This window comes from Saccharothrix ecbatanensis (genome assembly GCF_014205015.1).
In the GTDB taxonomy this organism is placed as follows: Bacteria; Actinomycetota; Actinomycetes; order Mycobacteriales; family Pseudonocardiaceae; genus Actinosynnema; species Actinosynnema ecbatanense.
In genome coordinates this window covers 6552760-6568791 of sequence record NZ_JACHMO010000001.1, presented here as the reverse complement: position 1 = coordinate 6568791, position 16032 = coordinate 6552760, and the positions used below count along the sequence as shown (strand labels likewise).

General features: G+C 71.4%; 14 protein-coding genes. 5 read left to right on the top strand and 9 right to left on the bottom strand.

Annotated elements, in window-relative coordinates:
* Positions 1-30: 30 nt before the first annotated feature.
* Positions 31-219: a DUF397 domain-containing protein gene (locus F4560_RS28050; RefSeq protein ID WP_184924828.1), complete on the bottom strand. Its 189-nt coding sequence runs from the start codon at positions 217-219 to the stop codon at positions 31-33.
* Positions 201-1052: a DUF5753 domain-containing protein gene (locus F4560_RS28045; protein ID WP_184924826.1), complete on the bottom strand. Its 852-nt coding sequence runs from the start codon at positions 1050-1052 to the stop codon at positions 201-203. The genes F4560_RS28050 and F4560_RS28045 overlap by 19 nt, the downstream gene beginning before the upstream one ends.
* Before the next feature lie 125 nt (positions 1053-1177).
* Between F4560_RS28045 and F4560_RS28040 the strand changes: the two genes are divergently transcribed.
* Positions 1178-1408, top strand: a complete 231-nt coding sequence (locus F4560_RS28040; RefSeq protein WP_184924824.1) for a hypothetical protein — start codon at positions 1178-1180, stop codon at positions 1406-1408.
* Here F4560_RS28040 and F4560_RS28035 read toward each other — a convergent pair.
* From F4560_RS28035 to F4560_RS28015, 5 genes are read right to left on the bottom strand one after another with little or no spacing between them, the layout of a single operon-like run.
* A complete protein-coding gene (locus tag F4560_RS28035) occupies positions 1384-2466 on the bottom strand; it encodes a glycosyltransferase family 4 protein (RefSeq protein WP_312869519.1) in 1083 nt (360 codons plus the stop codon). The two genes, F4560_RS28040 and F4560_RS28035, sit on opposite strands and share 25 nt — an antisense overlap.
* The gene (locus F4560_RS28030) at positions 2459-4951 is read right to left on the bottom strand and encodes a glycosyltransferase (protein ID WP_184924820.1); all 2493 of its coding nucleotides are present in this window, start codon (positions 4949-4951) and stop codon (positions 2459-2461) included. The genes F4560_RS28035 and F4560_RS28030 overlap by 8 nt, the downstream gene beginning before the upstream one ends.
* A gap of 47 nt (positions 4952-4998) precedes the next feature.
* Positions 4999-5403 (bottom strand): CU044_2847 family protein, encoded by a 405-nt coding sequence (locus tag F4560_RS28025; protein WP_184924817.1) that lies wholly within the window; start codon positions 5401-5403, stop codon positions 4999-5001.
* Positions 5404-5421: 18 nt separating this feature from the next.
* Entirely contained in the window at positions 5422-9294 is a 3873-nt protein-coding gene (locus F4560_RS28020) for an nSTAND1 domain-containing NTPase (RefSeq protein ID WP_184924815.1), read from the bottom strand.
* 13 nt (positions 9295-9307) lie between these two features.
* Complete coding sequence (locus F4560_RS28015) at positions 9308-10222, bottom strand: glycosyltransferase family 2 protein (RefSeq protein WP_312869871.1); 915 nt, start codon at positions 10220-10222, stop codon at positions 9308-9310.
* A gap of 26 nt (positions 10223-10248) precedes the next feature.
* Here F4560_RS28015 and F4560_RS28010 point away from each other — a divergent pair, with 26 nt between their 5' ends.
* From F4560_RS28010 to F4560_RS27995, 4 genes are all read left to right on the top strand, one after another.
* Positions 10249-11283, top strand: a complete 1035-nt coding sequence (locus F4560_RS28010) for a glycosyltransferase family 4 protein (protein ID WP_184924813.1) — start codon at positions 10249-10251, stop codon at positions 11281-11283.
* A 79-nt stretch (positions 11284-11362) separates the two neighbouring features.
* Complete coding sequence (locus F4560_RS28005; protein WP_184929439.1) at positions 11363-12487, top strand: glycosyltransferase family 4 protein; 1125 nt, start codon at positions 11363-11365, stop codon at positions 12485-12487.
* An 86-nt stretch (positions 12488-12573) separates the two neighbouring features.
* Positions 12574-12999 (top strand): DUF4396 domain-containing protein, encoded by a 426-nt coding sequence (locus F4560_RS28000; protein WP_184929438.1) that lies wholly within the window; start codon positions 12574-12576, stop codon positions 12997-12999.
* Entirely contained in the window at positions 12968-13861 is an 894-nt protein-coding gene (locus tag F4560_RS27995) for a glycosyltransferase family 2 protein (protein ID WP_184924811.1), read from the top strand. The genes F4560_RS28000 and F4560_RS27995 overlap by 32 nt, the downstream gene beginning before the upstream one ends.
* Positions 13862-13900: 39 nt before the next feature.
* On the opposite strand, the gene F4560_RS27990 is transcribed toward F4560_RS27995, so the two are convergent.
* Positions 13901-14788: a DNA-3-methyladenine glycosylase family protein gene (locus F4560_RS27990; RefSeq protein ID WP_184924809.1), complete on the bottom strand. Its 888-nt coding sequence runs from the start codon at positions 14786-14788 to the stop codon at positions 13901-13903.
* Between the two features lie 37 nt (positions 14789-14825).
* Positions 14826-15902 (bottom strand): mannose-1-phosphate guanylyltransferase, encoded by a 1077-nt coding sequence (gene manB, locus F4560_RS27985; protein ID WP_184924807.1) that lies wholly within the window; start codon positions 15900-15902, stop codon positions 14826-14828.
* Positions 15903-16032 lie beyond the last annotated feature (130 nt).

Here is a 16032-nt window from a genome sequence, read left to right as displayed (position 1 = left end):
GTATGGCTGCTGCTACGGCGGACAGGGACGTCACCTCAGGGTCGCCAGGAAGGCTGCCCAGGTGGTGCGGGGGATGGTCAGGGTGCCGGAGGTCGGGGACTTGCTGTCCCTGATCCCGATGACGGTGATGGCGGCGTGCGCCACCTCTACACAGCCGGAGTTCGCACCGCTGTAGCTGGCCTTGCGCCACGCCCCGAAGGTCAGCTCCGACGCTCCCATTCGCTGTGCTCCTCCTTGATGTACTTGCGCAGCAGGGCAAGCGAGTCCTGCTTGCTCAGCGCCGTGCTGCACAGGTGCTGGAATGCCAGCCTATACCGCTCGACATCCCCCTCTTCTTCGAGAAATGTTGTGCCGCTGAGGTGGTCCAAGGCCACGGTGCCGTAGTTGTCGTCGAACCTGAAGCACCAGAACGGCACTCCCATCGCCATGTACTCCCCGGCGCGGGTCGGGATGATCTGGAACTGCACGTTCGGCAAGGTGGCGACTTCCAGAAGGCGCGTGAGCTGGGCGAGGTGTACATCCCGGCCGCCCACGGCGCGGATCAAGGCCGCCTCGGTGACGACCGCCCACACCGACAGGTCGCCATCAAGCACGCGCTGCCGGCGGGCGATTCGCAGTTCGACCCGCTGGTCGATGATGTCGGCGCTGATGTCGGGAAGTCCCGCCTTGAACACCGCGCGGGCGTAGTCCTCGGTTTGCAAGAGGCCGGGGATGAGGTCGATCTCGAAGTTGGACACCGCGACGGCGTCGGTCTCCAGTTCCACGAAGTCGATGTTCTCGGGGTTCGCCGACTCGTCGTAGACCTGGTACCAGCCACGGGTCTTCGCGGTACGCGCCAAGGTCACCATGCTCTCCACGGTGGCCCGACCCGCCCCGTACAGCTCGCACAGCATCCGCACCTCATCGGGCCGCGCACCCAACTGGCAGACCTCGATCTTGGTGATCTTCGGCTGCTTGCAGCCCAGGTGGTTGGCGGCGGCCTCCAGCGATGTGCCCGAGTTGACCCGGAGTTGGCGGAGGCGGCGGGCCAGGCGGCGCTGTTTGGGAGTCATCGCGCGTTCCCTCGATCAGGTGAAGATTGGAATTTGATTCCAGTGAAGCTTGCACCTAGCAGAGAGTGCGAGCAACCTAGCGGAATCAAATTCCGTCGATCGAGGAGGGTGTTGTGGAGGTTCGGGTGGCACACGTGCGAGGGGACACGCCGCTGCGGGTGTGGGCGGACGACGAGACCGACACGGTCTGCCTCTCCATCGGCCCACCACCGGGCCAGGTCGTCCTCGGCCTCAGCCTGAGCGGCGCGTCACGGCTCCTCGAAGCAGTCCTACGGGAACTGCAAGTCCTCGACCCCGCCGGCTACGACTGCGACAAGTGCCTCGACACCGCTCACTGCCCTGCGGCACGCCGATAAGCCGCGACCGTCTTCTCCGCCGTCTTCCTCCACGTGAACTCCGAAGCGTGCGTCCGCCGCGCCATCTGATCGGCAGGCGTGGGAGGGGCCTCTACGGCGTCGACCATCGCCGTCGCCAAAGCCTCCACGTCATCGACCGGCACGTGCACCGCGTACCCACCGGCCACCTCGCGCAACGCCGCCACATCCGTGCACACCACCGGCACGTTGCACGCCAACGCCTCCAACACCGGCAGCCCGAACCCCTCGTCCCGCGACGGCAGCACCAACGCCGCCGCCCCCGCGACCACGCTCCGCAGGTCGACGTCGTTCAAGTACCCGGTCCGCATCACGCGGCCGTCCGAACTCGCCACATGAGGCCCGGCCAGCACCAACGGCGGAAGCGAGGCCCGCACGGCATGCGCCGCCAGCAAAGTCCCCAAGCCCTTGCGCGGCCCACCGGCGCCCACGAACAACAAGTACTCCGACGGCAACCCCAGCCGCGTGCGCAAAGCGGGTGACGGCGACCGCGCGGCGAACCAGGCCGGGTCCACCCCCAGCGGCGTCACGACGATCTTCGACTCCGGCACGGCCAGCCGTTCCATCACGACCTCGGCCACGGCACGCGTCGGCGTGCAGATGACATCCGCGCGGTTGGCCGACTGCTGCACCAACTCGGGCAGCCGACGGTCCGACGGCGGCAGGTCGCCCGGCGCGTCCAGGAACGCCAAGTCGTGGATGGTGGTCACGCCACCCGCCCGCAGAGTCGGCGGCAGGATGAAGTTCGTCGCGTGCATGACGTCGGTCGGCCCGGCCAGCAGCTCCACCGGCGGGAACGGCATGCGCAGCCAGAACTGCCGCAGCAACCGCGCCGACACCGGCAACCCGCGCGCGACCACGTCATGCGGCAGCACGGTCCGCAGCGCACGCCAACCACGCAACGTGAACGCGACCGCCCGCATGTCGATGTCGTGCATCGACGCCAGCTCCTCGGCCAACGCCGCCGTGTACCGGCCGATCCCCGTCCGCTGTCCGAGCAGGGGGGTGCCGTCGATCAACACCCGCAACGGCCTAGCCACGACCACGCAACTTCTTCAGCACCCGGCCGGTCGCCCGCCGCGCCACCTCGCCCGCACCGCCCGCGTCCAGGTACTCCTTCACCAGCGCCACGTCCCGCTGCACCTTCTCCAGCCGCCCGAGCTGCCGGTTCGGCACCATGAACGACGCCCCCGGCAACCGGTCGGCGGCGGGCCGCGGGTTCCGGCAGAACGCGGTCAGCGGCGCGAGCACGTTCTCCCAGGTGAACCGCTCCTGCACCGCCGCGATCCGCGCCACGCACCCGGCGGCGAACTCCGCGTCGTACATCACCTTCTCCAACGCGTCGGCCAGCGCGGCCGGGTCCTCCGACGGCACCACCACGCCCAACCGCTCACGCCGCACGAGGTCGGCGAACGAGTCACCGTCCGTCGTCACGATCGGCAGCCCCGCCCACAGGTAGTCCAGCACCCGGGTCCGGAACGCGAACGTCGTCTCCACGTGCTCGTAGTGCGTGGTCACGCCCGCGTTGGCGTCGAGCAGCCAGTTCTGCCGCTCGTTGTAGGCCACCCACGTCTCGTTGAAGTACACGTGCGACCCGGCCAGGTCCAGCCGCTTGGCCAACGCGCGGGTCTGCCCGGCGATGTCCATGTCCGGCACCTCGGGGTTCGGGTGCTTCATCCCCAGGAACACCAGCCGCGCGTCCGACCGGCGGGTCCGCAGCCGGTCCATCGCGCGCACCAGCGTCAGCGGGTCGAACCAGCTGTAGACGCCGCCGGCCCACAGCACGACCTTGTCCGACTCGGCGATGCCCAACGTCGACCGCAGCCCCGGCCCGGTGCGCTGCGGCGGCTTGCCCGGCAGCCCGAACGGCACCTCGGCGAGCAGCGACTGCACCGTCGGGTCGTTGTCGTACAGGGTGGGTGTGAGCCTGCCCAACGCGGTCAGGTGGCCGAGCCAGAAGTGCCGCTGCCGCTCCGACGCGCACAGGAAGAAGTCGCCGCGGGCCAGCTGGTTGTTGATCACGGTGGTGATCCCGAGCAGGTCCTTGTGGCGCTTCTCGTCGGTGTTGTCCTTGCTCTGTTCCAGCAGCTCCAGGTGCATCGGGTCGTAGATGTCGCAGACCACGATCTTGGTGTCGTCCCGCTCCTTCAACCAGGGCGCGAACTCCAGCACGTGACCCTGCAACACGATCACGTCGGCCCAGTCGACCTGCGGCTTGAGGTCCCGTCGCTGGACCTTCAACACCGGGAACGACGCCTCGGGCGGCGCGCACAGCGGGTTGACCGTGACCAGCCGGACCTCGTGCTCGCCGGACAGCACGTCGGCCATGTTCCACGCCCGGATCGCGGGGCCGGCCATCTTCTCGGAGATGGCGTCACCGGTGATCACCAGCACCCGGCGCGGCCGGCCGAACACCTCTTCCAGCCCGAACACGTCCACCAGCACGTCGTGCGCGGCCAGGTAGCGGGGCAGCGGGTAGGCGGGCTCCATCGCCTTGCGCATCAACGGCACCAGGTCGGCGTCCGAGACCCGGCGCGCGGCCTGCTCGGTCTTGCGCGACTCGGCCAGCGACGGCAGCAGCTCCACGAACTGGTCGATCGCGAGGAACCCGGCCAGCGCCTCCCGCGACACGGGCACCGGCGCGCGGTCGTTCGCGGGGTTCTCCGGGCGGCGGGTGATCTCCAGCTGGGTGGCGTCGATCTCGCCTCGTGCGGTGGCCCGGCGGACGACCAGGGCGAGCGCGGCGGGCAGCGCCTTGGCCAGCGTCTCGTCCGAGAAGTTCTTGTAGAGCGCGGCGAGCGCGTTGCGCTCCAACAGGAACAGCTCACGGCTACTGTCCACAGTGGACATCGAGGCGTGGTGCTTGTGGTAGGTCAGGGACGTCGGCACGTACCGGACGCGCCAGCCGCGCAGGTTCATCCGCCAGCCGAGGTCGACGTCCTCGTAGAACATGAAGAACCGCTCGTCGAACCCGTCCAGCTCGCGGAACACCGACGTCCGCACGACCAGCGCCGACCCGGTGCCGAACAGCACGTCACGGGGGGTGTCGTGGGTGCCGTCGTCCGGCGTGCCCGCGTGCCGCTTGTAGCCCATGCCGAACCACGTCAGGCCGGCGTCCACGAAGTCGATCGCCTTGCCGTCCCAGTCCAGGACCTTGCTCGCCACCGCGCCCACGGCGGGCTCGACGCGCAGCACCCGCACCGCCTCGCGCAGCCAGTCCGGGTGCGGGCGGGCGTCGTTGTTGAGGAACGCGACGACCGAGCCGCGCGCGCTCCGGACGCCCAGGTTGCAGCCGCCCGCGAAGCCGAGGTTGTCGGGCGCCTCGATCACCTCGGCGTTCGGCGCGGCGGCCCGGATGCGGTCCGCGCTGCCGTCACCCGAGGCGTTGTCGACCACGATGACCTGGAGTTTGTCCGCCGGGTAGCGCAGGTCGCCGGACAACGAGCGCAGGCAGGTGATGGTGTCGTCGGCGCCGCGGTAGTTGACGATGACCACCGATACGTCAGGCAGGCTTCCTTGCTCCACGGGCTAACTCTGCCTCATCACGCTCCGCAGCGTGTGGTCAAGGTGTCCTACGCCTCCACGTCACCGTCCGATTCCCTCGTGGACTCCTCGTCCTCGACCGGGGCCGAAGCGGGCAGGCTGTCCCGGAGCCACTCGACGGTGATCTTGACGTGGGCCTCGGCGGACGACTTGGCGATCGCCAGCGCGGCGCTGGAGCTGACCTTGAGGCCGATCTCCACGGCGACCCGGTCCGGCCGCGGGGACGGCATGTCGCCGATCTTCGCCGCCACCGACCGGGCGACCTTCCGCGCCCGCTCGATGCCGCTCTCCAACGTCTCCTCGGCCCGGTCGACGGCCGCGTCCCACCGGCGACCGGCGCGCACCGGGCCGTCGTACTCCTCGTCCACCTCGAACGGCACCAGATCGCCGTCCTCCGTGCGCACCTCGACGTACTCGGCCACTTCACTCCTCATGCTCAGCAGTAGCGATGGTCAGCAGATAGCGCCCTCGAACGACCCGGACGGCCGGTCGGCCTCCAGTGTCAACCCGCTGCGCCGCGCGACGTCGCACACCTCGCCGAGCCACACCGCCGGGTCCGCGGACTCCAGGCCGCCCGCGTCGGCGAAACCGGGCGCGGCGGGTCCGGGCAGTCGTTCGGAACTCATGTCGGGACGCCCGAGCAGGGCCGGCAGACCCCACATCAGGTTGCGGCTCCAGAGCAGCACCTGGCCGCCGCTCGCGTGCGGGTCGCCGATGGTCACCTCGACGTCGTCCGGGTCCGCGCGGAACCGCAGCCGGCTCACCGAGAGCTTGTCCGGGACGTCCAGCCGGTCCTCCAGCTCGCCGGTCTCCAGGTCGTAGACCTGCACCGCGTTGTCCGCGTAGAGGGCGACCAGCTCACCGTCCTCGTCCGTCGCGACCCGGTTGGCGGACGACGAGGTCGGGTCGCCGTAGGAGAACTCCGAGCCGGGCACCTCGCGGCCGTCGATGAGCGAGTAGCGGCGCACGCGCAGGTCACCGGTGACGATGACCACCTCGTCCTCGCCGACGGGCGCGGTGAACGGGGTCATGCCGTCGGTCAGGGCGATCGGCTCGCCGACGGGCTTGCCGGTGCGCGCCTCCCAGACGCCGAGCCGGTCGACGCGGTGGGTGAGCAAGCGGTCGGCCTCCAGGAACTGGAGGGTGGTGTGGCCGTGCTCACGGTCGGAGCCGGGCGCGGTGAGGTCGCCGAGCGGCGCGAGGTCGGGCAGGTTCCACAGCTTGACCACGGGGGAGTCGCCGTCGCGGGTGGCCAGCGTCTTCGAGTCCGGAGACAGGGCGTAGGAGGTGCGCACGGAGTCGTCCGGGTGCCACCTGCCGGCGCTGACCCCGGCCGCGCGGGAGCGGTCGGCGGTGCGCCAGACCTCGACCCGGCCGGACTGCCGGAACAGCACGGCGTGTGCGCCGTCCGGGGTGATCTCGACCCGCTCGGCGCCCCGCAACGCCTGGTCCAAGCCGTCCGGGGGCGGCACGCGGAGCACCAGCGACTGCGGGCCGTACGTCAGCACGACCCGGTACGCGCCGGAGTCCTCGACCGCGACGCTGTGCACCCACGCCGACTTCGGCACGGTGATGCCCGTCCGGGACTTCGGCGAGCCGAGCCACAGCTGGTCCACGCCGGACGACGGCCGCTTGATCACCGCGAACGCCGTGCCGTCCGGGCTGAACGTGCCGCTCACGCACTCGCCGGCGCCGGGGTTGACGCTCTCCAGCGCGGCCTTGTCGGGCAGCCGCTGCATGACCAGCTCCTCACCGACGCACTGGACCGTGACCGGTTCGGCACGGGTGATCGCCTTGTTCGGGTAGACGGAGGGCACCTCCCGCGACCCGACAGGCGAGAGCGCGAGCCGCTTGTCGTCGACGTCGACCACGGGTTCACCGCCGGCGAGGACGTCACTGAGTGTCGCCGTGCCGGGCGGCCTCTGACGGTCGCCTTGCACCTCGGCGGGGGAGGCGACCGTCCAGGTGACGTCCTGGTCGAGGTCGACCACGTGCACCTCGGTCGCGCCGAGGGTGGCGTGGGCGAGCCAGCGGCCGGTGGAGTCGGCCGCCATCACGTCGGCCCGCGCCTCGACCGTGTGCACCACCTGCCCGGTGCGCGCGTCGCGGATGTGGACGTCGCCGCTCGGGCCGTGGTCGGCGATCCGGTCCTCGGTCAGCCAGATCACGTCGTGGCCGCCGTCCTCCACGTCCACCCTCTTGGCCGGCGAGGTGGTGACGTCCCACAGGCCGACCAGCTCGCCGCGGTCGCCGTACTCGGCGATCCGCGTGCCGGTGAGGTTGGGCAGGGACGCGCCGGGGATCACCACCTCGGCGTGCCGCAGGGAGCGGGCCAGACCGCGTAGGGCCTGCCTGGTGTTCACGTTGTCGACGGTGCGGAAGGCGAGGGCCGTGGTCGTGATCAGCTCCGGCGCCGCGTAGGCGGATCGGGCGCGGTCGAGCAGCGTCTCCACGACGCGGTCGGCGTCCGCGTCGCCCTGCTGGCCGATGAACCTGCTCACCGCGTAGATCGTGGACACGGTCAGGCTGAACACCAGGCTGACGGCACACGCGCGCACGGCGATCCGCCGGTAGTACCCGTTGTTGCTCGCTTCCAGGAACCGGCGTTGCCGGTCGGTGAGGTCGTCACGCCGCTCCTGGTAGACGGTCTTGGCGCGGCGCAGCGCCTTGCCCCGGATCAGGAGGGCGCGTTCCCCTGTGTCCTGCCAGCGTGCGGCCTGGCGGTCCACCTCGTCCTGCCAGAGTCGGAACTCGCGGTCCTCCTCCACCCAGCCGCGCAACCGGTCCCAGTGCCGCACCAGGCACTCGTGCACCAACTCCACAGTGGAAGGTCCGAGGGTGACGAGGCGGGTTCGGGCGAGGTCGAGCGCGATACCGCCCAGCTGGTCGGACCGCACGGCCCGGCGCACGAAACGACCGTCGTCCAGCGGGCTGACGAGCTGCGTCAGCACGCGGCGCACCTCGTCCGGGTCGAAGCGCTGCCACACCTGTTCGGCGTACGTGGACACCGCGCCCGCGACGCCGCCCAGCTCCCGGTACGCGTCGTGGGTCAACACGCCCCGGTCCTGCCGTTCCCACAGCAGCGTGAGGGTGAACTCCAACAGCGGCAACGGGTTGCGCTCGTTCTGGAGGTCTTCCAGGACCGCGTCGGCCAGGCCTTTCTGCAACACCGGCATGCCGGGCTCGGCGAGCGGGCCTTCGACGGCTTCGCGCAGTTCGGCAGCGCTCGGTGCGCCCAGCGTGGCGGTGTGACCGGCGAGCCGTGAGCCGAACTTCGGGTCGGCGAGCAGGCGGTTGAGCGGTTCGGTCGTGGACGTGACCACGACGTCCACGCGCGGCGTGTGGTGGTGGGACGCGGCCGTGTCCAGCAGGGCGTCGAGCAGGTCGGCCGACTCGTCCGGAAACCGGGTCAGGGCCTCGTCGAACTGGTCGACCACGAGCGTGAGGCGGCGCAGGTCCTTGCGGATGATCAGGCGGTTGACGGCGTCCTCGACGCGGTCGGCGGTGATGTCCTCGGCGCCGAGCGCGGTCGCCAGCGCCGCCCACGGCGAGCTGCCGGTGGCCGGGCGGACGATCACCACCTCCGGCAGCGCCGGCACCAGACCGGCCAGGACCAGGGACGACTTGCCGCAGCCGGACGGGCCGGTGACGACCAGGACGCCGTCGCGGTCCAGCCGCTCCTTCAGCTCACGCGCGCGTTCCGCGCGACCGAAGAAGTACTCGGCGTCACCCGGCTGGAACGGCTCCAGGCCGCGGAACGGGCTGGGCTGGTTCGTGATCGCGGCCAGTTCCGGCCACGCGTCGTGCAAGGCGGCGCCGGACAGGGCGTAACCGATGCGGTGCTCGCGGCGTGCCTCCACCTCGACGACCATGCCGACCACCGCGCCCAGGTCGTCGTCGATCACCGGGCCGCCGCTGAAGCCCTGGAGCATCGGCAGGCCGTGCGTGCGGTCGTCCTCGATGTGGATGCGCCCGCCCGCGATCACGCCGCGCACCACGCCCTGCGACCACACGCCGTCGGGACGGCGGTCCGGCACGCCGAACGTGCGCACTCGGTGGTCGCGGATGTCGTCCTCGGCGACCACCCGGACGGCTCGCGCGCGGGTCGGGGTGCGGTCGAGCCGGAGGCCGATGGCGTCGACGCCTTCCGGGCGGTGGACCACGCGTGCCCGCACGGTCTCACCCAAGACGGGGAAGTCGACTTCGACCTCGTCTTCGTCACCGATGACGTGTGCGCAGGTCAGGATCATGTCCTCGGACACGAGGAAGCCGACACCGATCGGCTCGCGGTCGCGGAACACCCGCACCAGCGCGCGCTCGACCACCAGCTCTCCCCCTTTAACGCCCCGCCCACTCGCGCCACACCACGCGCCTCGACACCTTCGCACGTCTGCCGATCTTCGCGCGGTGGATCAGCGTGGTCGGCAGCCTCGCCAGAACTTCGAGCAGCACCTGGAGCCGGAGCGGTACGCGGAAGTTCTCGGCGTCCGGGGAGTTCCGGCGCAACGGCAGCAGGGCGGTGATCACCGCGAACCTGGCCAGTTGCCCCAGCGCGGTCCCGAGCGGCGCGCAGCGCAGGAGCATCAGCAGCCGGTTGCGCTCGTTCCAGCGGTGGAAGAGACGGGAGCCGGGGTTCGTGCTCGCGCCGTGCCGGTGGTGGACGCGGGCCGGGCCGATCGACAGCACCCGGTGACCGGCGAGCCGCAGCCGCCACGCCGTGTCGGTGTCCTCGTAGTAGCAGAAGAACTCGCCGGGGACGCCGCCGACGTGGTCGAGCGCCGCACGTCGGACCAGGGCAGCGCCGCCGCAGAAGCCGAACACCTCACGACCGGCCAGCACCAGGTCGGCGCCGTGGCCGTCGGCGGTGAGCCGGACGCCGACCGACTGGGTCGAGCCGTCGGCCAGCACCATGGACGGGGTCGCGGCGGCGGCGTCGGGCGTGGCGTCGAGGGCGTCTTCGAGGGCGGCCAGCCAGCCGTCGTCGGGCATCGCGTCGTCGTTCAGCCAGGCCACGTACTCCGTGGTGATCCGCGGCAACGCCGCCGCGAGACCCCCCGCGTAACCCCGGTTGACGGGCAGGCGCAGGACCTCCGGACGGCTCGGGTGGGCCGCGATCAGGTCGGCCGTGCCGTCGTCGGACGCGTTGTCCACCACAAGTGTCCTATGTGGACGTTGCCGGGCGAGGGCGTCGAGGCACGCGGTGATGTGCGCACGGCCCCGCCACGTCACCACGACCACCGTCGTGCTGGGGATCGACACGGCGTGAGACGGTACGCGACGTGCCCGAACTGGTTGTGCTGACCGAGCAGTTGCTGGCTCCGGTGCCGGGTGGCACCGGCCGGTACACCCGCGAGCTGGCCGCCGCGCTCGCCGCCGCCGCGCCCGACGGCTGGACCGTGACGGGGGTGGTGAGCAGGCACGCGGACGTGTCGGCGGCCGTCGTGCCCGGTGTGGAGGGGCCGCGCGTGCTGCCGTTGCCCCGGCGTGCGCTGATCGCGGCGTGGGAGCGGGGCGTGCCGTACTGGCCCGGTGGCGACTCGGTGCACGCGTTCACGCCGTTCGCGCCGCCGCGTGGGCGGGTCGTGGTGACCGTGCACGACACCGTGCCGTGGACCCACCCGTCCACGCTGACGCCGCGCGGGGTGGCGTGGCACCAGCGCGTGATCAGCCGTGCCGTGTCACGGGCGGGTGCGATCGTGGTGCCGACGTCGGTGGTGGCGGACGAGCTGCGGCGGTACGCGCCCGGTCCGGTCCCGGTCCACGTGGTGGGAAACGGGGTCACGGCGTTCCCGGCGGAGGAAGCGGTGGACGTGCCGCCGCGCTACGTCCTGGCGATCGGCACGATCGAGCCGCGCAAGGGGTTCGACCTGGTGGCGTCCGCAACCGAGGAGCTGGGCGTGCCGCTGGTCGTGGTCGGGCCGCAGGGGTGGGGCGGGGTCGACCTGCGCGCGCCGCACGTCCACCTCTTGGGACGGTTGAGCGACGCCCAGCTCGCCTTTGTCCTGCGGCGGGCGGCGGTGCTGGCCGCGCCGAGCCTGGCCGAGGGGTTCGGGCTGCCGGTGGTGGAGGCGATGGCGGCCGGCGTGCCGGTGGTCCACTCCGACGCTCCGGCGCTGGTGGAGGTGGCCGGCGGGGCGGGGATCGTGGTTCCGCGGGGTGACCGCGCGGCGTTGGCGTCCGCGTTGCGCACGGTGCTGTCCGATACCGCCCTTTTTGGGCGATTGGTCACACTGGGTCGGACCCGCGCCGAGGCGTTCACCTGGGAAAACGCCGCCCGCTCGGTGTGGGACGTCCACCTCGGTCTGTTTCATTGAGGAACCGTTTGCACTATTTCCCGGCAACCTGCCGGCCGGCCGCCGTACCCTTCTCCGCGTGCCATCCGTCGAGCCCAGCGTGCTGATCGACGCCACCGCCGTCCCTACCGACCGCGGTGGCGTCGGTCGATATGTCGATTCCCTCGTGGCGGCGCTGGACGCGGACGGCGCACGACTCAGCGTAGTGTGCCAGCCCCGTGACGCAGCGTTGTACACGTCCCTGGCGCCTGGCTCGCGAATCGTGCCGGCGACGGACGCGGTGGCGACCCGCACGGCCCGGCTGACGTGGGAGCAGATGACGCTGCCCCGGCTGGCGGCCCGGCTCGGCGTGGCGGTTGTCCACTCGCCGCACTACACGGTGCCGTTGGCGAACCGCGCGGCGTCGGTCGTGACGCTGCACGACGCCACCTTCTTCACCGACCCGGTGCTGCACTCGTCGGTCAAGGCGCGGTTCTTCAGGGGCTGGACCAGGGCTTCGCTGCGGCGGGCCGCGCTGTGCATCGTGCCGTCGCGGGCGACCGCGGACGAGTTGGCCCGGGTCGCCGGGGCCGACCGGAGGCTCCTGCACATCGCGCAGCACGGCGTGGAGACCGAGCGGTTCCACCCGCCGACGACCGAGGAAGTGGCCGAGGTCCGGCGGCTGCTGTCGCTGGGGGACGCGCCTTACGTGGCGTTCCTGGGTGCGCTGGAGCCGCGCAAGAACGTCCCGGCGCTCATCCGCGGGTTCGCGCAGGCCTGCCGGGACAGACCGAACCCGCCCGCGCTGGTGTTGGCCGGTCAGCCCGGGTGGGACAGCCAGGTGGAACGCGCGCTGGACGCCGTGCCGCACCGGGTCCGCGTGATCCGGGCCGGTTACCTGCCGTTCTCGTCGTTGGCGGGGTTCCTGGGCGGCGCCGAGGTGGTGGCGTACCCGTCGCTCGGTGAGGGGTTCGGCTTGCCGGTGCTGGAGGCGATGGCCTGCGGTGCGGCCGTGCTGACCACCCGGCGGTTGAGCCTGCCCGAGGTGGGCGGCGACGCGGTGGAGTACTGCGGTGTCGGCGCCGGTGACATCGCCGCCGCGCTGGGCGCGTTGCTGGACGACCCGGCCCGACGTGACGAGCTGGCCACGGCGGCGGTCGTGCGGGCGAAAGACTTCTCCTGGTCCACGTCGGCCGCCCTGCACCGCCTGGCGTACGAACGCGCAGCCCACACGCATCGGCGTTAAGTTCCTGCTCGTCCACCCAGGTCTTTCCGCTTGCGCGCCAGGTACCCCCTGGGGGTATAGTTCCCGGCATGAAGGCAACCTGGTCAATGGCAATCTCGGCGACGCTGCACTGCCTCACCGGCTGTGCCATCGGTGAAGTGCTCGGCATGGTCATCGGCACCGCGATCGGGCTCCCGAACTGGGGCACCGTGGTGCTGGCCGTGGCGTTGGCGTTCTTCTTCGGCTACGCCCTGACCCTGCGCGGCGTGCTGCGGACCGGCGTCTCGTTCGGCGCGGCGGTGAAGGTGGCGCTGGCGGCCGACACCGTCTCCATCACGGTGATGGAGATCGTGGACAACGCGATCATGGTGGCGGTGCCGGGCGCGATGGACTCGGGCGTGTCCAGCCTGCTGTTCTGGGGCGCGCTGGCGTTCTCACTGGCGGTCGCGTTCGTGCTGACCGTGCCGGTGAACAAGTGGCTCATCTCGCGTGGCAAGGGACATGCCGTCGTGCACCACGCGCACCACCACTAGGGTGACCGCCGTGACGCGTTACGGAGACGAGGTGGCGGTGGTGACCGTCACCTACTCGCCTGGTGAAACCTTGGACGGGTTCCTGTCCACGTTGTCCGCGGCGACCACTCGGCCGGTGTCGGTGGTGCTGGCGGACAACGGTTCCACCGACGGCGTGCCGGAACGCGCCGCCGCCGAGAACCCGCACGTCACATTCGTGCCGACCGGCGGGAACCTCGGGTACGGCGCGGGGGCGAACTTCGGTGTCGCCACCCTGCCGCCGTCCGTCGGGTGGGTCGTGGTGGCCAACCCGGACCTGTCCTGGGGAGTCGGGAGCCTGGACGCGCTGCTGGAGGCCGCCAAGCGGTGGCCGCGAGGTGGCGCGTTCGGGCCGTTGATCCGTGAGCCGTCCGGCGGGGTGTACCCGTCGGCGCGGCTGCTGCCGTCGTTGGGGCGAGGGCTGGGGCACGCGCTGTTCGCGCACGTCTGGCCGTCGAACCCGTGGTCCGCGGCCTACCGGCAGGCGGCCTCGTCGCCGGAGGAGCGCACCTCCGGGTGGCTGTCCGGGTCGTGCCTGCTGATGCGGCGGGAGGCGTTCGACTCGGTCGACGGCTTCGACCCCCGGTACTTCATGTACTTCGAGGACGTCGACCTGTGCGACCGCCTGGCCCGTGCGGGCTGGCTGAACGTCTACGTGCCGGAAGCCGAGGTCGTGCACATCGGCGGCCACTCCACGCAGCGCTCGTCGGACCGGATGCTCGCGGCCCACCACTCCAGCGCGTACCGCTACCTTGCGGACCGCCACCGCGGCCCCGTCTGGGCGCCGTTGATGCTCGCCGTGCGAGCCGGCCTGGCCCTGCGCCTCCGCCTGATGACCCGCTGACTTTCATGCCCTGATGACCCGCTGACCGCAGCTGCCTGATCACATGGCGCGGTAGTCGCGGGGCGAGAAGCGGGGGGCGAAGCGGGGTTTCTTGGCGCCCGAGGCGAGGATGTAGACGACCGCGCGGTGGCGTTGCGGGGCGTACGGGGCCAGTACTTCGGCCATGCCGTCGTCGTCCAACGGCCCGCCCGTCAACGCCCAGCCGACGATCCCGGCGAGGTGGAAGTCCCCGAAACTCACGGCGTCCGGATCGCCCCACGCGCGCTGCGCCACCTCGGCCGCCGTCCACACCCCGATGCCCGGCACCTTCCGCAGCAGGTTCCGGCCGTCCTCCCCGCCCAGGTCGAACGCGCCCTCCAGCCGGTGTGCCACCTGCGCCGCCGCGATCAACGCCCGCCGACGACCGCCGTCGACCCCCGCCCGGTGCCACTCCCAGTCCGTGATGCCCAAGATCGCGCGCGGCGTCGGGGGCACGTGCATGTCGGCGACCCCGGGCGCGGGCGTGCCGAACCGGCGGCACAGCTCCCGGTAGGACCGGTTCGCCTCGATCCCGGTCACCTTCTGCTCCAGGATCGCGGGCAGCAGCGCGTCCCACACCCGGCCCGTCGAACCCAGCCTGATCCCCGGACGCCGCCGCCGCGTCTCCGCGATCAACGGGTGGTGGCACTCGAACGCGGAGTCGTCGTCCCCCGCGCCCAGCAACGCCGGCAGCCCGTCGAGCAGCCACTCCGCGCCGTCACCCCACGCGTCCGCCTCCACCACGTCGGCGGCACGGCGGACGCGCAGGGTGCCGGACCCGGCCGGGGTGTTGGCGGTGAGCCACACCCCGTCGCCGGCCCGGAACGTCGGATCGCCCGGCCCGCGCCGCAACGGCCCCAGCACGGCGCCGACGTCCAGCGGGAACGGCGGCGCCCACGTCCTAGGCATCACTCATCAGGACCTCTGGACATCACACATCAGGACCTCACACATCAGCGGAGAAACGCACCCCGCCCTCGGGCAGCACGACCCCCGGCCACACCCGCGCACCGTTGATCAACTCGCACCGCGCGCCGACCACGGCGCCGTCACCGATCACCGCGTCCGACACCACCGCACCGGCCTGGACCAGCGAGTTCGCCCCCAGCACACTGCGTTCCACCCGTGCGCCCTCGCCGACCACCGCGCCGTCGAACAACACCGCGCCGTCGACCACCGCACCCGCCGCGACCGTGCACCCGGCGCCGATCGTCGCACCGCCCTTGATCACCGCGTTCTCGTCCACGACCGCGCCGTCGAGCACCAGCGCGTCACCCTTGGAGGTCAGCGCGGCCGTCGGCGCGATACCGCGCACCAAGTCCGCCGAACCCTGCACGAACGCGGCCGGCGTGCCGAGGTCCAGCCAGTACGAGGCGTCCACGTACCCCTGCAACCGCGAACCCGCCGCCAGCAGCCCCGGGAACGTCTCACGCTCCACCGACACCGGCCGACCAGCGGGAATGCCCTCGATCACCTCACGCCGGAACACGTAGCAGCCCGCGTTGATCTGGTCCGTCGGCGGGTTCTCCGTCTTCTCGAGGAAAGCGGTGACCCGACCGTCCTCGTCCGTCGGCACGCAGCCGAACCGGCGCGGGTCCTCGACCCGGACCAGGTGCAGCGTCACGTCCGCCTCGGCCTTGCGGTGCGTCTCGACGACGGCACGCAGGTCGACACCCGACAGGATGTCCCCGTTGAACACGAGCACGTCGCGTTCGCGCAGCTTGTGGGCGACGTTGCGGATCGCGCCCGCCGTGTCCAGGGGCACCTCCTCCACCACGTATTCAAGCTCCAAGCCGAGCGCCGCGCCGTCGCCGAAGTGCTCCTGGAAGACCTCGGCCTTGTACGACGTGCCGAGCACCACATGCTTGATGCCGGTTTCCCGGATCCGCGACAGCAAGTGGGTGAGGAACGGCACCCCGGCGGTCGGCAGCATGGGCTTGGGCGCGGACAGGGTCAGTGGTCGAAGCCGGGTTCCCTTGCCCCCGACCAGAACCACAGCCTCCGCACCTTGCAGCACCGACATGCCGTTTTTCCTCCTCCGCTTACTTCCACCTGTAGTTTGCGAATACTCTGGCACGAGCACTCGGGCGGCACGGGCAGTGGTCCCATGTCGGCGAGCGCCACCGATCGGCAACGCCGGCGTTCACCAGCCG